General features: G+C 36.7%; 25 protein-coding genes. 22 read left to right on the forward strand and 3 right to left on the reverse strand.

Annotated features, from left to right (window positions below):
- Position 1: 1 nt before the first annotated feature.
- Entirely contained in the window at positions 2-2,362 is a 2,361-nt protein-coding gene (secA2, locus tag QYB95_RS01400) for an accessory Sec system translocase SecA2 (RefSeq protein WP_301136287.1), read from the reverse strand.
- A gap of 290 nt (positions 2,363-2,652) precedes the next feature.
- Between secA2 and QYB95_RS01405 the strand changes: the two genes are divergently transcribed.
- Positions 2,653-3,723 (forward strand): glycosyltransferase family 4 protein, encoded by a 1,071-nt coding sequence (locus QYB95_RS01405; RefSeq protein WP_301136288.1) that lies wholly within the window; start codon positions 2,653-2,655, stop codon positions 3,721-3,723.
- A 300-nt stretch (positions 3,724-4,023) separates the two neighbouring features.
- On the opposite strand, the gene QYB95_RS01410 is transcribed toward QYB95_RS01405, so the two are convergent.
- Complete coding sequence (locus QYB95_RS01410; RefSeq protein ID WP_301136289.1) at positions 4,024-5,082, reverse strand: LCP family protein; 1,059 nt, start codon at positions 5,080-5,082, stop codon at positions 4,024-4,026.
- Between the two features lie 343 nt (positions 5,083-5,425).
- Entirely contained in the window at positions 5,426-6,058 is a 633-nt protein-coding gene (locus tag QYB95_RS01415) for a YigZ family protein (protein ID WP_301136290.1), read from the reverse strand.
- Positions 6,059-6,234: 176 nt separating this feature from the next.
- Between QYB95_RS01415 and QYB95_RS01420 the strand changes: the two genes are divergently transcribed.
- The 21 genes from QYB95_RS01420 to QYB95_RS01520 all read left to right on the forward strand — a co-directional run bounded on the left by QYB95_RS01420 (position 6,235) and on the right by QYB95_RS01520 (position 25,594).
- On the forward strand, positions 6,235-7,401 hold the full coding sequence (locus QYB95_RS01420) for a sensor histidine kinase (RefSeq protein ID WP_301136291.1): 1,167 nt from the start codon (positions 6,235-6,237) through the stop codon (positions 7,399-7,401).
- 30 nt (positions 7,402-7,431) lie between these two features.
- Positions 7,432-8,106 carry a response regulator transcription factor gene (locus QYB95_RS01425; protein ID WP_301136292.1) on the forward strand — a complete coding sequence of 225 codons (675 nt, stop codon included), beginning with the start codon at positions 7,432-7,434 and terminating at the stop codon, positions 8,104-8,106.
- 361 nt (positions 8,107-8,467) lie between these two features.
- The gene (locus QYB95_RS01430; RefSeq protein ID WP_301136293.1) at positions 8,468-9,028 is read left to right on the forward strand and encodes a nuclear transport factor 2 family protein; all 561 of its coding nucleotides are present in this window, start codon (positions 8,468-8,470) and stop codon (positions 9,026-9,028) included.
- Between the two features lie 435 nt (positions 9,029-9,463).
- Positions 9,464-10,309, forward strand: coding sequence for a DegV family protein (locus QYB95_RS01435; RefSeq protein ID WP_301136294.1), 846 nt, complete (start codon positions 9,464-9,466; stop codon positions 10,307-10,309).
- A gap of 669 nt (positions 10,310-10,978) precedes the next feature.
- Positions 10,979-12,046, forward strand: a complete 1,068-nt coding sequence (locus QYB95_RS01440) for an ATP-dependent helicase ComFA (protein WP_345783699.1) — start codon at positions 10,979-10,981, stop codon at positions 12,044-12,046.
- Positions 12,033-12,641, forward strand: a complete 609-nt coding sequence (locus tag QYB95_RS01445) for a ComF family protein (protein WP_301136296.1) — start codon at positions 12,033-12,035, stop codon at positions 12,639-12,641. Before QYB95_RS01440 ends, QYB95_RS01445 begins: the two co-directional genes overlap by 14 nt.
- 110 nt (positions 12,642-12,751) lie before the next feature.
- Entirely contained in the window at positions 12,752-13,162 is a 411-nt protein-coding gene (locus tag QYB95_RS01450) for a TIGR03826 family flagellar region protein (protein WP_301136297.1), read from the forward strand.
- Between the two features lie 168 nt (positions 13,163-13,330).
- On the forward strand, positions 13,331-13,594 hold the full coding sequence (flgM, locus tag QYB95_RS01455; protein ID WP_301136298.1) for a flagellar biosynthesis anti-sigma factor FlgM: 264 nt from the start codon (positions 13,331-13,333) through the stop codon (positions 13,592-13,594).
- A gap of 36 nt (positions 13,595-13,630) precedes the next feature.
- Positions 13,631-14,134, forward strand: a complete 504-nt coding sequence (locus QYB95_RS01460; RefSeq protein WP_301136299.1) for a flagellar protein FlgN — start codon at positions 13,631-13,633, stop codon at positions 14,132-14,134.
- Between the two features lie 47 nt (positions 14,135-14,181).
- Positions 14,182-15,801 carry a flagellar hook-associated protein FlgK gene (gene flgK, locus QYB95_RS01465; RefSeq protein ID WP_301136300.1) on the forward strand — a complete coding sequence of 540 codons (1,620 nt, stop codon included), beginning with the start codon at positions 14,182-14,184 and terminating at the stop codon, positions 15,799-15,801.
- Between the two features lie 50 nt (positions 15,802-15,851).
- Positions 15,852-16,760 (forward strand): flagellar hook-associated protein FlgL, encoded by a 909-nt coding sequence (flgL, locus tag QYB95_RS01470; RefSeq protein WP_301136301.1) that lies wholly within the window; start codon positions 15,852-15,854, stop codon positions 16,758-16,760.
- Positions 16,761-16,821: 61 nt separating this feature from the next.
- Positions 16,822-17,385 (forward strand): DUF6470 family protein, encoded by a 564-nt coding sequence (locus QYB95_RS01475; RefSeq protein ID WP_301136302.1) that lies wholly within the window; start codon positions 16,822-16,824, stop codon positions 17,383-17,385.
- 15 nt (positions 17,386-17,400) lie between these two features.
- Positions 17,401-17,844 carry a flagellar assembly protein FliW gene (gene fliW, locus QYB95_RS01480; RefSeq protein ID WP_301136303.1) on the forward strand — a complete coding sequence of 148 codons (444 nt, stop codon included), beginning with the start codon at positions 17,401-17,403 and terminating at the stop codon, positions 17,842-17,844.
- On the forward strand, positions 17,844-18,062 hold the full coding sequence (csrA, locus tag QYB95_RS01485) for a carbon storage regulator CsrA (RefSeq protein ID WP_301136304.1): 219 nt from the start codon (positions 17,844-17,846) through the stop codon (positions 18,060-18,062). Before fliW ends, csrA begins: the two co-directional genes overlap by 1 nt.
- Positions 18,063-18,284: 222 nt before the next feature.
- A complete protein-coding gene (hag, locus tag QYB95_RS01490) occupies positions 18,285-19,187 on the forward strand; it encodes a flagellin Hag (protein ID WP_301136305.1) in 903 nt (300 codons plus the stop codon).
- A 94-nt stretch (positions 19,188-19,281) separates the two neighbouring features.
- Positions 19,282-21,009, forward strand: coding sequence for a motility associated factor glycosyltransferase family protein (locus QYB95_RS01495; RefSeq protein WP_301136306.1), 1,728 nt, complete (start codon positions 19,282-19,284; stop codon positions 21,007-21,009).
- Positions 21,002-21,346, forward strand: coding sequence for a hypothetical protein (locus QYB95_RS01500; protein ID WP_301136307.1), 345 nt, complete (start codon positions 21,002-21,004; stop codon positions 21,344-21,346). Before QYB95_RS01495 ends, QYB95_RS01500 begins: the two co-directional genes overlap by 8 nt.
- Entirely contained in the window at positions 21,343-22,563 is a 1,221-nt protein-coding gene (locus QYB95_RS01505) for a motility associated factor glycosyltransferase family protein (protein ID WP_301136308.1), read from the forward strand. Before QYB95_RS01500 ends, QYB95_RS01505 begins: the two co-directional genes overlap by 4 nt.
- A 147-nt stretch (positions 22,564-22,710) precedes the next feature.
- Positions 22,711-23,682 (forward strand): UDP-N-acetylglucosamine 4,6-dehydratase (inverting), encoded by a 972-nt coding sequence (gene pseB / locus QYB95_RS01510; RefSeq protein ID WP_301136309.1) that lies wholly within the window; start codon positions 22,711-22,713, stop codon positions 23,680-23,682.
- Positions 23,682-24,665 carry a UDP-glucose 4-epimerase GalE gene (galE, locus tag QYB95_RS01515; protein WP_301136310.1) on the forward strand — a complete coding sequence of 328 codons (984 nt, stop codon included), beginning with the start codon at positions 23,682-23,684 and terminating at the stop codon, positions 24,663-24,665. The genes pseB and galE overlap by 1 nt, the downstream gene beginning before the upstream one ends.
- Positions 24,662-25,594 (forward strand): UDP-glucuronic acid decarboxylase family protein, encoded by a 933-nt coding sequence (locus tag QYB95_RS01520; protein ID WP_301136311.1) that lies wholly within the window; start codon positions 24,662-24,664, stop codon positions 25,592-25,594. Before galE ends, QYB95_RS01520 begins: the two co-directional genes overlap by 4 nt.
- Positions 25,595-25,599: the final 5 nt, after the last annotated feature.

Consider the following 25,599-nt stretch of genomic DNA (forward strand, 5'->3'; position numbering starts at 1 on the left):
GTTATTCCTCCTCTGAATTACTGAACTTCTTCATGAATGTGACTAATTCTACTACGATTGAACGGCGAAGCTCTTGATAGTTTTTACCAAACAGTTCCAGTCCTTCATTCTGATAAATTCGCATTGGGTCTTCTTGTTGATAGCGACGTAGCCCAATTCCTTCTTTTAAATGCGTCATTTGCTCTAAATGGCGAACCCACATTGAGTCGATGAAGCCAAGCATCACACGAGGGATGATCTGCATTACCGCTTTATTTTCTTCAAAGCTTTCGATGGTTTGCAGTAATTCATCTACTGACGGCTGAATCGACTGTAGTATACGTTTCACTTTTGTTTCTTCTCGGTTAATGGTAACAGGTGTTAAGAATAGGGAATTGACTGTCTCTTCCATTTTGTCGAAATCCCATTCGATTGGATTCATTTCTTCTGGTGCGTTATCACGAATCGCAAAATCAATTGTTTCATTTAACATCGTTTTTAATTGGCCAATAAGATCGTCTTGTTTTAAAACATTATCGCGCAGGTTGTAAATTACCCGGCGTTGGTCATTGATCACATCATCCAGCTTTAAGTTGTATTCACGCATAGAGAAGTGAGAACCCTCTACGATACGCTGAGTACGATCAACTAACTCTAAGACTTCTTTATTTGTCACTCGGCCAGTATCATCAGCAATGAGTTTCTTTTGGAACTTTTCTACATCTTCACTTGCATAGCGTCGGAACATATCGTCTTCTAATGAGATGATGAATTGGCTTTCACCCGGGTCGCCCTGACGTCCTGAGCGACCGCGTAATTGGTTATCGACACGGCGGCTTTCATGTTTTTCTGTCCCGATTACATAAAGACCACCCAGTTCTGCTACACCTTCACCAAGAACAATATCCGTTCCACGGCCAGCCATATTTGTTGCTACCGTAATACGGCCTTTTTGACCTGCTTGCGAGATAAGCTCAACTTCTTGTTCAACCGTTTTCGCATTCAATAGCTGATAGGATAAGCCCATTTTATCCAGGTAGCTTGCCACTTTTTCCGATTGAAGAATCGATGTTGTCCCAATAAGGATGGGCTGTCCTTTTTCATGTCTTGAAATCGCTTCTTGTGCAACACGTTCATATTTTTGTTCGGATTTTTCGAAAACGATATCCGGCTGATCTATGCGAATTCGAGGACGGTTGGTTGGAATTTGGATAACGCTCATTCCATAGACTTCTCTAAATTCCTGCTCCTGAGTTTTACCTGTACCCGTCATACCAGCTAATTTTGGGTACATACGGAAGTAGTTCTGAACAGTAATTTGTGCTTGTGCTTTATTCTCTTCCGTGATCGTTACGCCTTCTTTGGCTTCTATTGCTTGGTGCAGGCCATCTGACAGTGAACGGCCTTCCAATATACGCCCTGTAAACATATCGACTAACTCAATCTTATCGTCTTTGATTATGTAATCAACATCACGCTCAAACATTACATGCGCTCTAACCGCTTGGATTACATAGTGGTAGAGTGTTTGGTGCTCTAAATCATATAAATTATCTACACCAAAAGCGGCTTCTACTTTTTCAATCCCCTTGTCCGTAAGGGAAGTGGCTTTTGTTTCATCGTCAAAGTCATAATCTTCATCTTTCTTGAAACGTTTTGCCAGCCTTGCTGCGATATGGTGTAAATCCTCGCTTGAAGACATTTTGCCGGCAATAATAAGTGGTGTTTTCGCTTCATCAATTAACACGGAGTCTACTTCGTCGATGATGGCAAAGTGATATGGACGCTGAACTTTGTCAGCAATTGTATGTGCCATATTGTCACGCAGGTAATCAAAACCGAATTCGGTCCCAACCCCATATGTAATATCTGCATTGTACGCTTCCTTTTTCTGCTTTGGTTCCATCATAGGGATGTTTAATCCGACAGTAAGACCAAGGAAGCGATGGATTTGTCCAATTAACTCAAAGTCACGTTTAGCTAAATAGTCGTTCACCGTGATGACATGTACACCTTTTCCTTCTAATGCACGGACGTAAGAGGGGAGAGAAGCAACCAATGTTTTCCCTTCACCTGTCGGCATTTCGGAGATGTTGCCTTCAGTCAGTACAAGTCCACCAATAAGCTGCACATCAAAATGGCGCATATTCAGGACGCGTTTTGCTGCTTCACGGACAACTGCAAATGCATCAGGAACAATCTTGCTGATTTCTTCGCCATTTTGTAACCTTTCTTTAAATGAAAACGTCATGTTTTTTAACTCATCATCTGTCATTTGAGAGTATGTTGTTTCAAGTTGATTAATTTGATCTACAATTTTATAGTATCTTTTTAATTCTCGAGAACTCGTTTTTTCTTTGTTTCGATTAAAAATTGAGAACATTATTTTACGCTCCTTTAAGAATCGTCTAGCTAAAAGACTAGACACATAGTTATTCTATCAAATTTTAAAATGTATGACTACTTAAGGTGGGGGGAAAACTGAGCGAAATAAGAAGATCGTGAAAAATTTAGTTCTTAAAGTTCGTTTTCTTCTTCATTGTTACCGAGCCTTAATAATTTTGTTTCATTTGTTCCCTTTTTGTAAACGAGAAAAGCTATATTTTCGGTAGACAACATGCTATAATGATTTAGATTTATGGTGCCTATATATTATTTTTGAGGAGGAGAGACATGCTTTATGTGTCTTTAATCGTGGCTCTAGTTGCAGCCATTTTAATTACTCCATTAGTAAAACGATTAGCATTCCGTATTGGTGCTGTGGATGCGCCAAATTACCGTAAAGTACACTCGCGGATTATGCCTCGACTTGGTGGTTTAGCAATCTTTATCGCATTTATCATTGGACTAGCTTTACTAAGACCAGTTCCGGATGTCCAACCAGGAGAAAATCCTTTCATGATTCCGTTGGCAATCGTGTTGGGAGCAACGGTAATTGTCATTACTGGAATAGTGGATGACATGCGTGAAATTTCGGCAAAGGCTAAGATGCTTGGCCAGTTAATCGCTGGATGTATCATTGTCTTTGTTGGTGGTATTCAAATTGAGATGATCAACTTACCATTTGGTGGTTCTCTAGATTTTGGATTCCTGAGTATTCCATTCACAATTGTTTGGATTATTGGAATTACCAATGCGATTAATTTAATCGATGGTTTGGATGGACTTGCAGCTGGTGTTTCAACAATTGCTCTAATTACATTGGCTTGTATGGCTCTTGTAATGGGGAATATCTTCGTTTTGGCAACAGCAGCCATTTTAGCTTGCAGTACATTAGGCTTTTTATTCTATAATTTTCACCCGGCGAAAATCTTCATGGGTGATACAGGGGCATTATTTTTAGGGTTTATGATTGCGGTGTTGTCACTACTTGGATTTAAAGGTTTCACCATCGTTTCATTCATTATTCCTGTCATTATGCTAGGGGTGCCTATCTCGGATACTTTCTTTGCCATTGTTCGTCGTATACGAAATGGACAAAAATGGTCAGATCCAGACAAATCACACTTACATCACCGTTTAATTGATATGGGCTTCTCACACAGAAACACAGTATTAATTATATACGGGATTGCCGCATTATTCGGGATTGCAGCGATTATCTTCTCAATGGCAAAGATTTGGGGAGCGATCCTATTAATAACTGTTCTCTTAGTTGCCATCGAACTATTCGTCGAAGTCATCGGACTGGCCGGCAAGAACTATCGCCCGCTCATTAACCTCGTAAGAATATTTAATAAGTAAATTAATTCATAATACAAAAAGCTACTCCAACGTATCGTTAACATACGGTACTGAGGGAGTGGCTTTTTTGGTTTTTAATAGTGATGAGTGGATTGTGTGATTGCTTGCACGTTGTATACGCGTTCTTGGATTGTGTATGCTGTGTGTGTCACACATAATAACAAAAATCAAAGTTAAACGGGTACCGGGGACACAAACAAATCCAAAACAATTCAGAACAATATGAGTGCCGGGCACAAAAACAATTCTCACATAATACAAGAAAAAACCCGTGAAGATGATTTCTTCACGGGTTCATGGTTATCTTGATGTTGTTTCGTCGATTGGATCGGATGCGTTTTCTGTTGTGTCTGCTCCTGAGATGCTTGAGGAGTCAGGGATTAGTTCTAAGTGACTTTGTAGGATATGTTGTGTTTCTTCCAAGGATTCTTCGTCTAATTGGTAATAATAAGTACCAGTCGACGTGTCATCGTATCCGTTTAAAGTTAATGCATCGATTTGAGGAATACCTTCTGTAAAGTAGCTGAAGAAGGATTTCATTTCATCGAATGTCATATCGGTTTTCATGTTATCGCCAATCGCTTCAAGGATATCATCATATTTTGAAATCGATGTAACGGATGAAGCTTTTTGGGCAATGGCTTTAATAATATCCTGCTGGCGCTGGCCACGCATAATATCGCTATCGTGTTTACGTGTTCTTGCTAATGATAGTGCTTCACTACCATTTAATTGTTGTAAACCTGGTTCTAAATAGATGGATTTGTTATCATTTTCATCCAACTCATAGAAAGCGTATGGAATATTGACATCAACTTCGATTCCACCCAGTGCATCGACAACATCGATGAATGCATTGAAGTTCATTCGTACATAATAATCTACAGGGATATCAAATAATTCCTCTACTGTTTCTATGGAGGCAAGTGTACCACCAAATGCATGGGCATGCGTAATTTTGTCTTCACCGTCAATATAAGGAATGTATACGTAAGAATCACGTGGAATGCTTACGAGCTTCACCGTTTTGGCTTTATTGTTTAATGTTGCGAGTACTAATGCGTCGGAGCGGGAATGGTCTGAACCTTGGCCTCTTTCTTCGCTATCATCGACACCGACGAAAAGGATTGAAACGTTATCTTGCAGAGGTTCTACCTTGGCTTCACGTTTATCCGACATTTCGCGATCGACTTCTTCGTAGGATTTGTCTGCGGCATTTTCGGCTTTTTTTGTTAAATAGATGCCATATGTCGTCACACATAATAATAAAGAAGCCGATAATAATAAAAGTATTTTAAGAACTAGAGAAAACTTCTTTTTCGGCTTTTTCTCTTTTATTTTCAACTCTGATCTTTTCATCTAAACTCTCCTCTAATGTAGGAATTGCATTCGTTTATAGTAGTAAATTGTCTTTTGAATTTCTTTTTAGTATGTCAAAGATTGTTTTGATTATCTGTGGTAAAACTTTCGTAAGGCAGACAATGTCGACAACTAAACCCAATACTATCTATTATACTATGATGTCGAATTACAGTAAAATAGATTTTTATGTTCACCTAGTAAAAGTTAACCAGTTAAAGAGATTCACAGTATAAAATATGTATGAAATCCACCGAAACATTCATATGGTGGCTATCAATCTTAAGGATTTCTGCTATAAAGTGTTCTAAGATCAAGTCCTTAAACTACCTAATTTCACCGATCAAATTACAAACTCTGCAAATTTCTTATCTATGCAAGTAACCGTTGATTGGCCGTTTGTCAGCTCGGTCACCCAGTTTGTGAACCTTTCCACATCATCTTTTAATACATCGACAATAACTTCGACATTTTCTGCGTATTGAATGCCATTCAAAGTGTAATCGGAATTGCGAATCTCGTTCTCCACTTTTCCTAGCCAAGTATAATCAATGGAAATCTTCATGACATGATGTAATTTTCGCTCTACTACTTGTGCTGCATCGATTCCTTCTGTTGTTGCTTTCCCGTAGGCACGGATTAAACCGCCGCCACCTAGCTTGATCCCTCCGAAATAACGAGTCACTACAACGACGGTATCTTTTAACCCTTGTTTTTTTAATACTTCTAGCATAGGGACGCCAGCTGTTCCACTAGGTTCCCCGTCATCATTGGCTTTTTGGATTTGGTCATGCTCACCTACCATATAGCAAGAACAATTATGAGTCGCACTGGAATGTAGCTTTTTGATGCTTTCGATAAATTCAATGGCCTCTTCTTCGGTTTCAGCCCGGTTGACATAAGCGATAAAACGTGATTTAGAAATTACAATTTCTTTCTCTCCCAAGCCTTTTACAGTTTTGTAGTCATTTCGCATTATAATGTCTCCTTTTAATTACAAAAAATGAATGATTCTATAGTAAGATATTTACTTAAATTTTATGACTAAAATGTTATAATATTAAATAACAATTACAGTTACTGGTTTTTCATTTCAAGACCCATTATTACTGTTATACTATATATTAACACCAATTAGATTGGGGTAAAGGTATGTTTTCAAACGAGAAAGTTGATATTGGCTCGCTTGATGTGATTTTTAATCGAATGATTGAGACCATAACAAGCTCAAAAAGTGATATATTCATAATTAGTGAGCAAAGCCGTAGCAGCTTTGAAGAGTTAAAAGAAGAATTGGAATTCATTAAGCAAAAAATCAAACTGATTATAGATGAAAGTGATGATTTAGAGCAAAGAACTAAACTCGCTAAATTACGTCTAGTAGAAGTGAGTAAGTACTTCAACCAATACACTGAGGAACAGGTGCGCGAAGCTTACGAAAATGCAAATGATCTTCAAATTCGGCTATCTCTTACACGTTCAGAAGAAAAACGTTTGCGTGAAAAGCGCGATGATCTGGAGCGTCGTTTAAAGTCATTATACGATACAATTGAACGGGCAGAACATATTGTCGATCAAGTAAATGTTGTATTAAATTATTTAACGACGGACTTAAAGAATGTCAGTCTTGCCTTGGAAAATGCTAAGATAAAACAAGACTTTGGCATTAAAATTATCGCTGCACAAGAAAAAGAAAGAAAACGTTTATCGCGTGAAATCCACGATGGACCAGCCCAAATGATGGCCAATGTTCTGATGCGTTCCAATTTAATTGAAAGAACGTATAAAGAAAAAGGTATGGAGCAAGCCATCAAGGAAATTGCCGAGTTGAAAAAGACAGTACGGAATGCCCTTTCGGAAGTACGCCGTATTATTTACGACTTGCGTCCTATGGCACTCGATGATTTAGGGATCGTTCCGACATTGAAAAAATATTTGTCTACTATTATGGAATATAATCCAGGTGTTCAAATTCACTTCCAAACGTTTAGCGATGAAAAAAGACTTCCTTCTGACTACGAGGTTTCGATCTTCCGGTTAGTTCAGGAAAGTGTAAATAATGCCATCAAGCATGGTAAATCTCCGGATATTTGGGTAAAGATAGAATGGCTAAGAGAGCAAGTCAGCATTTTAGTCAAGGACAATGGAACTGGGTTCGATAAAAAAACTGCCAGAGAGCATTCCTTTGGCATTATCGGCATGAAGGAAAGAGTCGATTTGCTAAAAGGGACAATGCAAATCCAAAGCAGTCCAGGTAATGGGACAAGTATATTATTCAAGGTGCCTTTACCGGAAAAAATACAAACAATCGAAAATTAAATAGAAGCCACTGTAGGGGGAAAAGGATTTATGACGAAAATTATTATTATTGATGATCACCAATTATTCCGTGAAGGGGTAAAACGAATTTTAGATTTTGAAGATACATTTGAAGTTGTTGCTGAAGGCGATGATGGTGCAGATATAGTAAACTTATACCAAAACAACTTACCCGATGTGGTTCTGATGGACATAAATATGCCAGGAAAAAATGGTGTAGAAGCAACTTCTGAGCTGGTTGCAGAATTCCCTGACGCAAAAGTGATTATGCTTTCCATTCATGACGATGAATCGTACGTGACACATGCATTAAGATCTGGTGCCTTAGGCTACATGTTAAAGGAAATGGATGCAGATGAAATCGTGGAAGCAATCAAAGTCGTTGCAAATGGCGGTTCTTATCTACACCCAAAAGTAACGAAAAACTTGGTAGCGGAGTTCCGTCGCTTAAGCGAGCATGAAAACAAAGGCAACTTCCACCAAACAGAAATTCGCCGTCCATTCCACTTACTGACAAAACGTGAGTGTGAGGTTCTTCAATTACTGACAGATGGCCAATCGAACCGTACAATCGGTGAAACGTTGTTCATCTCGGAAAAAACCGTGAAAAACCACGTATCAAGCATTTTACAAAAAATGAACGTAAACGACCGTACACAAGCAGTAGTCACTGCCATTAAAAACGGCTGGGTTGAAGTTCGATAATAATTAAGTTCTAAACTGTCCATAAACGCTAGTGGTTGAATTGCAACAGGCACTATCATTCAAGGTGTTTGTCGACAGTCTCCAATCTCAATTGACGATTTTTTCGTTGATTGGGATTTTTTTATTTTGTTAGGGGAATGGTTATAATAGGATTTTGGATCTTCAGGCTTAGGGAGTGAAGGTGCCGTATTAGAATTTCGGAAACAAATTGTCCATCTATAACGTCATACAATCGGTAATCGGTAAGGTAATAAAGTAACATCACAAATGCTAAATTTTTATAACATTTTCGAGTATATATTACTGAAATAGCCATAGTTTGACAATCATGCTACAATAGTTACGCGGGAGGTATCAGTTGATGAAAAAATGGTTAATGCTCGCATTAGCGCTCTTTGTGCTAACTGCTTGTAACAATACAGAAGATAATAAGACAGAAGATAGCAATTCAGAAGACCCTACAGCAAGTACGCAAGAAACTGAAACTGAAACTGAAACTGAAGTAGGTTTTGAAGCAGTAGGTAGTGAAATCGAACAGGCTGCAAATGTTCCAAAAGAAGAACAAGTAGCAATTTTGGCAGCCTTTGATGAATATATTGCAGCTTTTAATGCAAAAGACATCGATCGCTATGTACAAACCCTTTCAAAAAATCCTAAGGGCTTTGAATATGAAGAAGATGTCAATGCTGCCAAACAAGCATTTGCTCAGTACGATATTGAGCGAACAGCAACAGACACAACGATTGTAAAATATAGTGAAGAAGAAGCTCAGGTCTTTGCCAATCTGGATATCCAAATGACCGAAATCGAAACAAATGCAGCGTTGGCAAGCAGTGGACGCCAAGTTACCGTCTTTGCAAAAGAAGATGATGCATGGAAAGTAACCAGCGTTTATTATATCGGGAATGATGCTGCACAATAAATGAATTTTGTAATTTAGTTTTGGAAAATGTAGGATTTTGTCTTACGAAAGTTTCCAAAAAGATAAAGTGTTTCGTGTACAATTGTTTTAACGTATACGAAGCACTTTTTATTTTAAGGAAATTGCAAAATTTTGCTATGTGGATAACTTTCTGAAAAAGTTATCTCACATCTAGCTTCAGCGCCCAGCCCCTCGAGGTCGCTTCGGTTCCTTCCAACGTGTGCAATTTATCTGCATCGAAAGCGAAGCGGCAGATGCAAGCACACTTGTCAGGTTCCTCCAGCGCTTGTCGGGGCTAAGCAGGGCGCTTGCGCTTTTGTTGTTTGAGTGAAGGAAAGTATTTGAAATATTTAATTTTAGGCTTTTGTCTGATAGATGATTCACAAAGCAGCACGAAGTACGGTAAAATATGGAGAATAGGAGAGTGGAGTATTCATGAGTATTGCAGTCGTTACAGACAGTACAGCATATTTAAGCGAAGAGGAAAGAGAACGCTACAACATTCGAATGATTCCTCTTAGTGTAAATTTAGAAGATGGAAGCTACGCAGAGGAAGTCGAAATCACTTCTTCCGAGTTTTATGATAAAGTGCGTAATTCGAAGTCATTCCCAAAAACAACACAACCAGCAGTCGGGAAATTTGTCGAGCTATTTGAAGAGCTCTCAAAAGAATACGATGAAGTCATTTCCATCCATTTATCAAGCGGCATCAGCGGTACCTATCAAGGTGCAGTGCAAGCCGGCCAAATGGTGGAAGGCATCAAAGTACATACCTTTGACAGCGAAATCTCTTGCGCACCACAAGGCTACTTTGCCTTGAGGGCTGCAGAAATGGCCGAGCAAGGTGCAAACAGCGATCAAATCCTGGCTACATTAGAAGAAATGAATCGTTTCATGCATGCCTATTTCGTAGTGGATGACCTAGCCCATCTGCAACGCGGAGGTAGACTTTCAGCAGCAGCTGCCCTAGTCGGGGGTCTTTTGCAAGTAAAGCCGATTCTTTGCTTCGAAGAAAAGGTCATCGTGCCTTTCGAAAAAATTCGCACGAAGAAAAAAGCATTGCGCCGTGTGGAAGACCTACTAGCACAAGATGCCATGAAAGGCGACAAATACATCGCCACAGTTATCCACGCAAACTGCGAAGAAGACGGCCGCGAATGGATGAACCAACTAGCAGAGACTTATCCGAATGTGGAATTCAATCTGAGCTATTTCGGTCCGGTGATCGGAACGCACCTTGGTGAAGGTTCATTGGGTTTGAGTTGGGTGAAGAAGATTTAGTTATGTAAGTGATAGAAGTAAGGGCAGTCTCTACGGGAATCGTGGGGGCTGTTTTTTAATTTTGTGATTAGTTGTCTAAAAATTTTTGGGTTCTATGAGGAATGTTTTGTAGATTAATAGTTCAAGTAATCAAAGAAGCAGCATGCACCCGAATTATTGGACAGAATTTAAAGTTTATTGGAAACATTTTCGGTCTTATTGGACAGATTTCGGATTTTATTGGACACTTTTCATGTTTTTATTGGACATTTCAGATCTATCGAACCTATCAATCAAACTAAAAAGGAGCTTAAAATGATATTGAAACTCTCAAAGGGAAACAAACCACTATCTTATAAAGGAATTATCATCGAACCACAAATCCGCGATTTTTTCGCAGGTCGGATTTGGACGCACAACAATACCCCCTTCCCGCAATCTAAAATAAATTATTATACTCTCCGAAACTACTTCACCAAAAAACCAGGTATTTCAATCTTAACGAAAAACCACATCTTCTATCGACAACACCTCATCTGCAATCGATGTCAAAATGAAAACCAGCAGGAATTCATAATATACAATTGTGCAAAATGTGAGAAAGAGTGCGTCTACTGCAGGCATTGTATCAACATGGGAAGGGTAACGAGTTGCACGGAGTTGATCACATGGAATGGGCCACAGCCACACATGCACAAAAAGCATGTTTTAGACTGGAACGGTACTTTTACTAATGCTCAAAACGAGGCAGCCAAACAGCTCACAAATAGTATAAAACATAGACGGAACCACCTTGTTCATGCGGTGTGCGGAGCAGGGAAAACCGAGATCTTATTTCCGGCTGTTCTCTATGCATTAAATAGAGAGTTACGAGTTTGTATTGCAACGCCTCGCACAGATGTTGTACTAGAACTATTTCCTCGTTTTCAAAAAGTATTTCCAAACACCAATTTACACGCCTTATACGGCAACTCACCCCAGCAAACAGGTTTCCCACAGCTAGTACTTTCAACAACTCATCAGCTCTTTCGATTCGAGGATGCTTTCGATGTCGTCATTGTCGATGAAGCCGATGCATTTCCGTATACCTTTGATCAAGCATTGGAAAAAGCGGTATACAAAGTAAAGAAAGACGGTGCACCAATCGCCTTAGTCACGGCTACACCCTCTCCACAAATCCTTGCCAGAATGAAAAAGGAAAGCTGGGGCTACTCTTTCATTCCAAAGAGATATCACGGACATCCGTTGCCAGTTCCGCGGTACCAGGCACTGTGGTCGTATGATAAAACAATCCAAAAAGGAAGAATCCCACGAAAATTGCTCAAATGGACCATCACAAAACTATCAAATAAAGAACCTTTCCTCATTTTCTTCCCAACCATCCAACTGATGCAACTAGCCATTCCGCTATTTCAACAACTAAATGCAAATATTGTAAGTGTCCATGCCGAGGATGCAGACCGGAAAGAGAAAGTCATGAAACTTCGTAATGAACAAATACCCGGCCTCCTCACAACAACGATTCTAGAAAGGGGCATCACCATCAAAAACGTTCAGGTAGCCGTTGTTGGAGCAGAATCTAAAATCTTTACATCAAGTGCACTTATTCAAATCAGTGGTCGAGTTGGACGAAATGTTGCATTACCAAAGGGGGACATTGTGTTTTTCCACCATGGAATCACAGCTGAAATGGACGAAGCGTGCAATGAAATTCTCAGACTCAATAAAGAAGGATTTGGCAAAAATGAAACGTTATGAAGTACTGAATTGCCTGTTATGCAATAGCCCCCTTGATGAAGGGGTAACTTGGAAAACTCTATTATCTAATAGGTTCCCTAGAACAATCTGCTTACATTGTGAAGAAAAGTTTGAGCCCTGTGAAACCGAATCCAGAGAATCCCTTATCTCACTTTATAAATATAATGACGACATGAAAGGCTACCTACATCGCTACAAATTCATGCACGATGTACTACTAGCAAAGGTTTTCCGGCATCAAATCCAGCAACAACTATCAAAGAAAAAAGAAATTATTGTTCCAATCCCAATGCACCACGCTAAACTTAAAGAGCGAACCTTCGCCCATATTGATGAACTCCTAAATGAAGCTAACATCCCCTATGTACATTATCTCAAAAAAATTACAACTGAGACTCAAGCAGGAAAAACACGGGAAGAAAGATTAAACGCTCCGCAAATTTTCGCATTAAAGGAGAACCAAGATCCCGGAAACAAGGAATTCATTCTAGTCGATGACATCTACACAACAGGCACGACCATTAACCAGGCTAAGAGAATTTTACTAGATGCAGGGGCGAAATCTGTGAAAGCATTTACATTGATAAGAGGGTAAATATTAACTTTCTGTGAAATGGGTTAAGAAAATCTAAAAACAGCCGATGATTCGAGTAAGAGCAAATCAAAAAGTAATTAGAATTAGTTATAGTAACGGAGGGAATCAGCATGGCTGAATTACGAAATTGTCCTACTTGTGGAGAATTTTTTAACTACACAGGAATCAGAGACGTTTGTCATAGATGTGTACAAAAAGAAGATGAGAAGTATCAAATTGTGTATAGCTTTCTACGTAGACGTGAAAACCGTGCAGCGACAGTAGAAAGAATTGTAGAAGCAACTGGAGTAGAGGAAGAACTGCTATATAAGTGGGTCCGCAAGAATCGTCTTCATCCAGCCATGTTCCCTAATTTAGGATATCCTTGTGATAACTGTGGCCGAATTACGAACAAAGGTAAACTTTGTGAAAAGTGTCAAGATGAATTGAAATCTGAATTACGTACGTTTGAAGCAGCAAAAGAATTTAGAGAAAATATTGCCAACAGTGAAAAGGGTACCTATTTATCAGATAAAAAATAAGTAAATGATTAAGCTCACATATATGCTTAAAGTTACTATGGATTGTTATAATAAGAAACAAACCATAGTGAGAAAGCATTAAATGTGAGTTTTTTCATTATAAAGGTTAAAAAAATAAAATATTGACCGAAATTAACAATATACACAAAACTGCAAGGAGGGATTACGATGAAAATTACATCTTTTGGTGTGAATTCGGTTAACCCATATAACAGGCAACAAAAGGCTTTAAAGGCAGCTGAAAATAAAAGCGCTGTTTCTACTGATAAAATTGAAATTTCGTCTGCTGCTAAAGAAATGTCAGCATCCTCAACATATAACTCGGAGCGAGCACAAAAACTTCAAAAGCTCAAAGAAGACATACAATCAGGTACTTACCAAGTAGATGCTCAAAAAGTGGCTGAGGATATGGTTAATTACTATCGTAAGTAAAAACAACACAATGAATAATAAAAGGAGCTCAAAACTATGTCTGTCCAACCAATCATCTCAATTTTGGAGAAGCTTGAAAAAATGCATCACAGTTTGCTACAACTTGCTAATCAAAAAACCGAGCTTGTCAAAAAGGGCGATATGGACGGGCTCGACTCCATCATTAAAAACGAGCAATCCCACGTAGCAGCAATCGAAGTACTTGAGAAACAGCGTCAGCAAATGGTAACGGATTACCTTCGGGCAAAAGGAATTGCTCTTTCTGACACACCAACTGTCGCTCAAGTAATCGAAGCTGCTGAAGTACAAGAAGAACGAAATCAATTAAATGAAGTAAGCCAGCAACTTAAGTCTGTTATCGTTGACTTACGAAAACAGAATGATTTAAACCAAAAACTCGTTTTTCAATCATTGCAATTTGTAAATATGTCGTTGGATATGCTACGACCTCGTCCGCAGGAAATCAACTATTCGGGCAAATCAACTCATGGTGAAACTACAGTAGCTCCAAAGAAATCAATGTTTGATTCGCAGGCATAATCAGAACAAATGCAAAAATTCATTTTATAACTAAAGGAGGAGACACCATGCGCTCCACATTTATGGGACTTGAAACAAGTAAACGCGGTCTTTATACTCAGCAAAGTGCTCTATATACAACGGGTCATAATATTTCAAACGCCAACACAGAAGGTTACTCTCGCCAACGTGTGAATATGTCACCGACTCTAGGCTACCCTGGTATTGGATTAAATGCTCCGATGACTGCGGGATTCATCGGTACGGGTGTAGAAGCAGAGTCTGTACAGCGTATCCGTGACCAATTTATTGATCGCCAATATAGACAAGAAACTAATAAATTAGGCTATTATGAATCTCGTTCAAATGCCATCTCGCAAATGGAAGATGTTATGTCAGAGCCATCTGAATATGGGCTAAACGAAGCCTTCAATCTTTTCTGGAGTTCCTTACAGGATGTTAGTACAAACCCAGAGGACGCTGCATCTCGCAAAGTTGCTATTCAACGAGCAGAGCACTTAGCAGATACGTTTAACTATCTTGATACGCAATTAAAGCAAATTCAAGGGAATCTTGGGAACGAAGTTGATGTTTCAACTACACAAATCAATTCAATCTTGAAACAAATTGCAGAGCTTAACAAACAAATTCAAAGTGTTGAACCAAATGGCTATATGCCGAATGATTTATATGATGCACGTGATAATTTAGTAGACCAATTAAATGAATACATACCCGTATCAGTTACTAGTGTTAAATCCGGAGGTAATGCATTATCTATCGCTGAGGGTAGCTATACGATTACTTTTAATGGCGTGGAATTAGTTAAGGGGAAAGATTATGCGGAAATAAAAGCTTTAGATACGGATGGTAGTAAAGTAGATGGCAATATTGATGATTCTTCTACAAGTGGCTTCAATGCATTTTCTAAAATTTCCATTTCTAATCTAGGTGAACCACCAGTAAGCGGATCAGAACAAGCAAGTTTTGAACAAGGTGATTTCGAAGTTTCAAAAGGTAAACTATTATCATTAATCAATTCTTATGGATATCAGAATACAGGCGGATCTGTTGAAGGGTATTACCCAGAAATGTTGTCTAATCTTGATACATTAGCAAATGTTTTTGCTACTGCATTTAATCAAGTACATGAAGCAGGGTATACAATAGATGAAACCACTAAAACAGGTGTGACTTTCTTTGATGGCGGAACACCGATTACTGCAGGGAATATCAAAGTAACCGATGCAGTAAAAAATAACTCTTCACTCATAGCAGCATCAAGTAAGGTAGATGAAGAAGGTAATGGTAAATGGGCAGCAGAACTTGCCAATTTACAATCAGTTGCTTTATCAGATGGTGGTTTTGAAATAAAGGTTGATGGAAATACAATTGACTTCTCAAATGCTCCTTCGTTGGATGGAGCAACGTACCAATCTTTCTATGAAGGTTTAGTTGGGAAGCTTGGGGTAGACGGACAAGAGGCTCAGCGTTTACAGTACAATGCTGAAACAATCCGCCTGACAGTCCAAAATAATAAAGCTTCAATTAGTTCGGTATCGCTGGATGAAGAAATGACCAATATGATAACTTTCCAACAAGCATACAATGCTAATGCTCGTATGATTACGGTAATTGATGAAACATTAGATAAAATTATTAATGGCCTCGGCCGAGTAGGATTATAGGATTAATATTTTTATAGAATTAATCCATTCCATGAGGAGGGAGTAAAGATATGCGCGTAACACAATCCATGTTATCGAACAACATGCTGCGTAATTTAAGCTCTAGCTATTCAAAAATGGCGGACTTACAAAATCAAATCAATACAGGTAAAAAAGTTACTCGTCCCTCGGATGACCCTGTTACTGCCATAAAGGGAATGAGTTATCGAACTGATTTAAATAAGGTTGAGCAATTTGAGAGAAATATGACGCAAGTCAACTCGTGGTTAGATTCTTCAGATGATGCACTTGGTCAAGTTGGAGAAGCCTTGACACGAGTGAAAGAATTGGTCGTTCAGGCAGCAAATGACACAAATACAGCAGATGATCGTCAAAAAATCAAGCTGGAGATCGAACAAATACGCTCACAGATACAAGATGTAGCCAATACAAAAGTTGCAGATAAATTTATTTTTAGTGGAACTAAAACACAATCACCGTTATTTATAGATGGGGAACTAAATAATGATTTATCCAACAGTTCAGCTGTTTCAGGAGAAGTGAAAATGGAAGTGTTTGATGGTATCCAGTTACAGGTGAATACTTCTAATGCTGCCGACTTGTTTAAAAATGTGGATGAGTTAATGGGTAATATATCCGATGCATTGGATGCGTCTAATGGAGAAGAAATCGGTAATCTACTAGGTGGACTAGCTGATGGAACAGATGATACGTTATCAGAAATTCAAAATCATGTGCTAGAAGCTCGAGCAGATGTCGGGGCTCGTCAAAACCGAGTGGAAATGATGTCGAATCGCCTGTCATCACAAGAAATCAACGTAACGAAGCAGATGTCAGAAAACGAAGATGTTGATTATGCTGAAGCCATTACTGAGATGGTTACTCACGAGTCAATTCACCAAGCCTCACTTTCGGTTGGTGCGAAAATTATTCAAAGAACTTTAGTGGATTTCTTATAATATTTTAACATGGCGTTTGGACATATTTGTTCAAACGCTTTTATTAAAAGAAGGTGAAAAAATGAACTTTCCAAAGCTCCAAATTACAAAAACAGATACTAAATTGAATATGAGCATTCATGAGCCAATTCAAAAAATTAGTCAACCGAAAGCCAAACAAACAATTGAACAACCAGCAGGAAAACTGGATATTCATGTCTCTGAAGGGAAACTTCAAATTGATCAATCTCAAGCATGGAGAGATGTAGGGTTATTAACACCAAAAGAATCTGTTCAGAAATATGTTGCTGATGGGCGTCAAGCAGTATTAAAGGGAATTTCAAAAACAGTACAAGAAGGTCGCCAAATGATGGTGAATAGTGGCAATGGACAGCGAGGCTCAATTGTTGCTAGTATTGCCAAGCAAAATCATGGTCCGCATCGTGTACCGATGAATATCAAGTTTATCCCGTCTGTAGGCTCAGTGAAAATAGACTATACACCTGCTAAAGTAGACGTAAACTTTACACCACAGCAGCCAAAAATAGATGTACAAGTAAATCAGCCAACTCATGATTACCAACAGGGGAAAGTAACACATGAAATTGTACAACGACCTTCAATCGAAATTGATTTTATTGAATAAAAGGAGTTCTTAAATATGAATATAGAAACGAAATTTTTAGGTGAAGTCGAAATTACTCAAGAAGAAATTATTACTTTTGAATTTGGACTACCTGGATTTCCTGAGTTACAAAAGTTTGTTATACTATCGCTGGATGCGGACCTTCCCCTAGCTGTACTACAGTCTACTGAGGAAGCTCAAATCGGTTTTGTCGTAGCCTATCCATTTATATTTAAAAAAGATTATGTTTTTGATATTAGTGATGAAGATAAAGAAGATTTACAAATAGAAAATGAAGAAGATGTTCTAGCATACTCGATCGTGACATTGAAAGAGTCTTTCGCTGAGTCAACGTTGAATTTACTAGCACCTATTCTTGTCAATACGAACAAAAAACTAGGAAAACAAATTGTTCTTCAGGATAACGCAGCCTATCCGCTAAGATTTCCGATTGGTTCCTTGGAAGGAAGTGCGAAATAATGCTTGTCCTTTCAAGAAAAAAGAACGAATCCATCATGATTGGTGACCACATCGAAGTGAAAATTCTATCAGTTGAAGGCGATCAGGTAAAATTGGGGATTGTTGCACCAAAAAATGTGAAAGTTCATCGATCGGAAATATTCCAAGCTATACAAGAGCAGAACAAAGAAGCATTAAATCTGAATACCAATTTACTTGAACAATTGAAGAAGAAATGAGTTAATCCGCTTGGCATTTGGCTGAGCGGAGTTTTTTTTAGTACTAATTATTCTCTAATACAAAATAAATAAAATAAAATAAAATAAAAAAAGTTTTAAAAAACTATTAAACAAATTTTTAATAGAGTCGATATTATTATTGTAAGGCGGAGGAAATATCCAAAGCCATGCTTTCCCACAAGGACGTGGGTTATATGATAATAATTCAAGGAGGAATTCCAAATGAGAATTCAACACAATATTTCAGCTTTAAACACTCACCGTAACTTAACAGCTAACAACGCTCAAGCTTCTAAAAACCTTGAGAAGTTATCTTCAGGTTACAAAATCAACCGTGCTGGAGATGACGCTGCTGGTTTAGCAATCTCTGAAAAAATGCGCGGACAAATCCGTGGTCTTGACATGGCATCTAAAAACGCTCAAGACTCAATTTCGTTAATCCAAACTGCTGAGGGTGCACTTAACGAAACTCACGCTATCCTACAACGTATGCGTGAATTAGCAGTTCAATCTTCAAACGATACTAACGTAACAGCAGATCGTGAAGCATTACAATTAGAAATTCAATCTTTATCTGATGAAATCACTCGTATCGCTGAAAACACTGAGTTCAATACACAAAAGTTATTAGATGGTACATTTAAAGGTTCTCGTACAGATACTGTTACTGGTGGAAATGCAACTGATGATGGAGGTAAACAATTCCATATTGGTGCAAACTCTGGCCAAAGCATTAACTTATCAGTTGGAACTATGACAGCAGATGCATTAGGTGTATCAGTAACTGGTTCTGCTAATGTAGTTTCTGGTGATTATGAAACTGGAATTAATATTACAACACAAACAGCAGCTGATGATTCTATTTCAATTATTGATAATGCAATTAACACAGTTTCAAAAACTCGTGCTTCACTTGGTGCGGTTCAAAACCGTTTAGAGCATACAATTAATAACTTGGGTACAACTTCTGAAAACTTAACAGCTGCTGAATCTCGTATCCGGGATACAGATATGGCGAAAGAAATGATGGGCTTCACTAAGAACAACATTTTAATGCAAGCAGCTCAATCTATGCTAGCACAAGCTAACCAACAACCACAAGGTGTATTACAATTACTAGGCTAATATCATTTAAAAAAGCAGAAGAGGAAAACCTCTTCTGCTTTTTTTATCTAAATTTATCCGAGAAGTTGACGATAAATAGAGCGAGGTGAAAGTCTTGAATGAATATATTATTAAAACTGAAATTGCCAAATCAGGAGATGAAACTTTAAAAATTAACAATTTTTACGTTCATAGTAAGTATAATCCAATTGTTGAATCTGAAAGGATTGCAGCAAAAGATTATAGTATTAATTGTACTCACATTCTTTTTGGTTATGGAAAAGGTTATATAGTTGATAGCCTATTAAAAAAAATAAAAAACGAGTCCATTATAATTGTCGATCCTTTAATCGAAATAGGTAAGATCCACATTGAACAACGGCATAAGAGAATTTTAAATATTTATTATTGGAGTGAAAATTCAGTAAACACTTTGGGGTACTTGATTTCAAGTATATCAGAAGGGAAATCATTAAAAATAAAGATATCTATTACTCCAAATTATAATAAATTATTTGAAAATGAATATAGGGATTTGTTGATCTATTTACGAGATTTCCAAAACAAAACACAAATAAACTACAATACAGAAGTTCTTTTTGCAGAACAGTGGCAAAGTAATTTTTCGAAAAATGTTCCTTTGATTGCGAAGGATGAATCATTATCAGTTTTACATAATAAGTTTGATTTACCAGTAATATTGGCTGCAGGTGGACCTTCCCTTACAAAGCAAATACCATTACTTAAAAAAATTCAAGAACATGTTATTATTATTGCGTCTGGTTCAACAATAAACTCTCTTTTAGCGGAGGACTTAGAACCTGACTTTATTATTTCTATTGATGGTGGAGAACCTAATTATAATCATTTTAAAGATCTGCATTTTGAAAAGGCAAAATTAATTTATGCACCCTATAATCATCCAGGTGTGCGGAAATCATTTAGTAAAAAGTGCTATGTTTTCACACAAGTACATCAAGAGGAAATGGGGAAGTATTTGTTAAGTAACATAGGAATTAACTTACCAATTTTAGCAGGTGGAGGTACTGTTGCACATTATGGCGTTACAGTTGCAAGGTTATTAAATTCAGGTCCAATCGCAATGATAGGACAAGATTTGGCTTATACTAATAATCAAACCCATGCAGAAGGTAATAAGCACGGACAGAAAGTTGAAAATCTTTCGGAATTAAATAAGGAATTGATTCAAGTTGATGGATATGATGGAGGGAAAGTAGGTACATCCCGTGATTTTTTATCTATGAAAATGGTATTTGAGGAAATAATTCGTTTTTATAAACCACTTGTTCCCATTTTTAACTGTACTGAAGGAGGAGTTAGGTTAAAAGGATATGAACAAGTTACGTTCCAAGAATTTATTAATACTTATGTTGACACTAGTAAATTCAAAAATTTAGAAAAAATAGAGGACAACCAAACATTTTATAAAAAGGACTCAGAAATTGTAGAATTTTACGAAAGTGAATTAGAATTAATTAGAGTCTTGGAGAACCAAATAATCAAAGGCATTAATGCTTTAAATAAGAATAAGAATAATGTTTTGTTTGATAATAATACATTAAAATTACTCGATAAAATTGAAAATGAGTTAAATGAAAAATCGAAAAAAATACAAATACATTTTCTTATTGCTCCAATAACAATTGAAGTATCGAATTGTTATCTGGAAAAGCCTAATGAAACTCGAAAGGAAAGTTTTCAAAGGGTGTGGAACCAGTCCTATACACTCTATAAACGTCTGTTAGAAGCTTTTGACAAGGCTAAGTATAATTTAAAAGTTGTAATTGAAGATATTAAATCTAGGAGTGAGAAGATTGAATAATGTATTATTTGAAACAGTTGATAGTTATAATGAATATTTAAAGAAATTACCAGAGGGCTGTGTAGCAATTGCGAATAAATTCCGTAATGACCAAATTCAAGAAGCTTTATTAAATGTAAAAGACTTTTCAGAAGGTGTAATATGGCTATCTGAAGCAGCAGAAATACTAAAGAAAAATAAAGTTGATGTTAAATCGAACATAGTTAAAATTCATGAGTTTTTAATAGAAATAAATGAAGCTTTACAAATACAAGATTATTATTTAGTTGCTGATTTATTTGAATATGAAATTGCTGATTTTTTTAGACATTATCAGGTTATAGTGATTGAACAATGAGGTTTGAGATTTCTATTGCAAGAGATGGTAATCAAACACTAAATGTAAATGGTATACACATTTATAGTAAATATAAACCTAAAGACCATGCAGCATCTTTTATTGAAAAAGAGTTAGATTTAGATGCAGAAGGTTATTTGTTATTAGGTTTAGGACTTGGTTATCATCTTAAAGCTATTACAAAAAGAATTAGAAACAAAAAAATATATATCCTTTGTGTGGATAAACAAGAAGAAAAAATCTTTGAAAAGTCTTACATTTATGAAGAAATTATAAAAATGTCTAATATTATTATTATCTATGATCCTAAAGATATTAAAATGAATAATAATTTTCAAGTTATAATACCAAATGCTTGGTTACAGGTTTTAAATAATGAACATCCATTATTTAATTTTTTGGCGGATATAAAAATAAAACAAGAAAGTTACAGTGGCCAAAAAAATCTATTGGCAGAAAATTTTAGGAATAATTTGTTATTAAATGATCAAAATATAATAAATTATTTATCCAATACTAAGGTAGGAAATAAATTAGCATGTTTAGTTGCGAGTGGGCCATCACTCAACGAAACAAAAAACTGGCTTAAAAAAGTTAGAAGTCAACTTTACATATTTTGTGTTGGTTCGGCTTTAAAAGTTTTATTAGAGGAAGATATTGAGCCAGATGGAGTAGTTATTTCAGATCCTAAGATGAATATTGTTCAACAGTTAGAAGGTACTGATTATAGTGGAATATTATTTTATTTAAGCACAGCTAATCATATAGCCATTTCAAGGTATAAGCATACAAAATATATTTTGTTTCAAAATGGTTATAAAAGAGCGGAAGAATTAGCAGCAAGGCACAATATACCTTTAGTTGAAACTGGAGGTTCTGTTGCAACTACTGGTTTTAGCACGTTGGAGTTATTAGGGTTTGATAAAGTAATTCTTTTCGGCCAAGATTTGGGATTTAAAGAAAGTTACACACATGCAAGTTTTTCGACATCAGGTAGACGAATTAGTACAAAAGAGAACTTACTAAAAATAATATCTAACAATGAGGAAGAAATTTATACAACACCTAACTTACATTCTTACTTAAAATGGTTTAATTTAAAAATAAGAAATTCAAACATAAAGGTTTATAACACTGCTTTAAATGGTGCTAGCATTAGTAATGCTGATTTTATTAATGAAAATGAATTTTATAATCTTGTGAATTTAACTAAATGAAGAGAATAAGAGAAAAATTGTATAAATATGAAATATTTTAAACCTATATATTCATAGGTTTTTCTATATTTTAATTAGTACTTACCGATAATAATAATATAAATTTCGATGAATTTTGACATAGCATATTTGAATGGAGTAGTTTTAATGAACATTTTAGAAAATAAAACAGTTTTAGTAACCGGTGGGACAGGCTCTTTTGGTAAAAAGTTTGTTCAAAAGGCACTTGATTCAAGTGTAAAAAAAATCATTATTTTCAGTCGTGATGAATTAAAACAATATGAAATGAAACAGGAATTTGACGATAGTCGTCTTCGCTTTTTTATAGGAGATGTACGAGATAAAGACCGTTTAATTCGAGCATTTGATGGAGTTGATTATGTAATTCACGCTGCTGCAATGAAACATGTCGATGCGTGTGAATATAATCCGTTTGAAGCAGTTAAAACAAATATCCATGGTGCACAGAATATAGTTGAGGCAGCTATTGAACGTGGTGTAGAGAAAGTGATTGCCCTATCTACAGACAAAGCTTGTAGTCCAGTCAACCTGTATGGTGCAACAAAATTAGCATCAGATAAACTATTTGTTGCCGCAAATGCTTATGTAGGTGACAAGAAAACAAGTTTTTCAGTTGTGCGTTACGGCAATGTAGTTGGGAGTCGTGGAAGTGTGGTTCCTTTCTTTAATAAAATTAAACATACAGGTATCCTGACAGTAACCGATGAGCGTATGACACGGTTTTGGATTACTCTTGATCACGGTGTGCAATTCGTTATTGATAATTTGAAGAGAATGCATGGAGGCGAAATTTTTGTACCAAAGATTCCGAGTATGAAGGTTATGGATTTAGCAAAAGCTATTAGCCCAGAATGTAAAATTGAAATAATCGGTATTCGTCCAGGAGAAAAGTTACATGAAGCAATGATTATGGAAGATGATGCTCGACATACTGTTGAATTCGAGGATTATTATGTTATTCAGCCTGAATTCCCATGGTGGTCTAAATCATTTGCCGAAGGCGGTAAAGAGTTACCTGATGGATTTGCTTATACAAGTGATAAAAATAGTAGATGGTTAATGGTTGATGAACTTAGAGAATTGGTAGGGAAAATATAATGATTGCAGTAATCGGAGGAGCAGGATATATTGGTTCTCATACAGTTAAGTATTTAATTCAACAAGGAAGAAAAGTGGTCGTATTTGATAATTTAAGTACAGGACATCGTGAATTTGTACCTTCTCATATACCGTTTGTTAATGGAGATTTAGCAAATAAGAATGATTTAAATCAACTTTTTAAATCATATCCAGATATTGATACAGTCATTCATTTTGCTGCCTTTGCATATGTGGGTGAATCAGTGCAACAACCTTCAAAGTATTATCAAAATAATGTCATTAATACAATTTATCTGTTAGATTCCATGCTCGACCATAAGGTGAAAAATATCGTATTTTCTTCAACTTGTGCAACGTACGGTAATTCTGTTGTATCGCCAATTAAAGAAGATCATCCACAGATACCTATTAATCCTTATGGTAGAACAAAATTAATGATGGAACAAATTATGGAAGACTATTCTCATGCATACGGATTAAACTATGTTGCATTACGTTACTTCAATGCTGCAGGAGCGGATATTGAATGCGAAATTGGAGAATGGCATGAACCTGAAACACATTTAATTCCTTTAATTTTAGATGTAGCTATAGGGAAAAGTGAAGCTATTTCTGTATTTGGTTCTGATTTTGATACACCAGATGGAACTTGTATTCGAGATTATATACATGTTGCGGATTTAGCAGATGCCCATAGTCGAGCTGTCGATTATTTGTTAGTCAATAGTGATAATTTAAAGCTGAACCTCGGCAATGGAGAAGGATATTCAGTATTAGATATTATAAAAACCGTAGAAGAAGTTACTGGAAAGTCTATTAATAAAATAATGTCTGAAAAACGCGCAGGAGACCCTGCAAGATTAATTGGTTCGGCGGAAAAAGCGAAACAGATTTTAGGTTGGTATCCACAATTGAAATTGGAGGATATAATTACCACATCTTGGCTATGGCATATGAAGAAATTCGGAGGTACAAAATGAAACGTATTTTAGTAACTGGAGGAGCAGGTTTTCTTGGCTCCCATTTAATTGATAGATTGGTTGAGCAAGGACATGAAGTGGTTAGTTTGGATAATCTTCAAACGGGGTCTTTAGAAAATATTAAGCATTTACAAGGGAAAATTACTTTCATTCAGCATGATATTACTGAAGTAATTCCTGATCTAGGGGGATTTGATGAAATCTACAATCTAGCATGTCCTGCTAGTCCTGTTCATTATCAAGCTAATCCAGTACATACTTTTAAAACAAACGTTCTTGGTGCATTAAATTTACTTGAATTAGCACGCAGAACAAACTCTAAAATTTTTCAAGCCTCAACTTCCGAGGTATACGGTGATCCTTTAGTACATCCACAACCGGAACATTATTGGGGGCATGTCAATCCAATTGGTATCCGTAGTTGTTATGATGAAGGGAAACGTGGGGCTGAAACATTATTTTTTGATTATGCTCGTATGTATAATGTTGAAATAAAAGTTGTACGTATTTTCAATACATATGGTCCACGTATGCATCCGAGAGATGGGCGAGTTATAAGTAATTTTATTGTTCAATCTTTACAAAATAAACCATTAACTGTTTATGGTAATGGTGAGCAAACGCGTTCATTTTGCTATGTTGACGATTTAATTGAAGGAATCATTAGGGTGATGGCAACTCCTAAAGAAATTCAAGGTCCAGTTAACCTAGGAAACCCAAACGAATTTACCATGCTCGAACTTGCAGAAAAAGTATTAAAATTAACGGGAAACGAAACGCCTTTAAAATTTGAACCTTTGCCTCAGGATGATCCAAAACAACGCCAGCCGGTTATTGAAGAAGCTAAAAAAATTCTACAATGGGAGCCCAAGATAATGTTAGAAGAGGGTCTGAAAAATACAATCGCGTATTTTGAGGGGAAGGTGTGATTAAA

Source organism: Ureibacillus aquaedulcis (assembly GCF_030418165.1).
Classification (GTDB): domain Bacteria; phylum Bacillota; class Bacilli; order Bacillales_A; family Planococcaceae; genus Ureibacillus; species Ureibacillus aquaedulcis.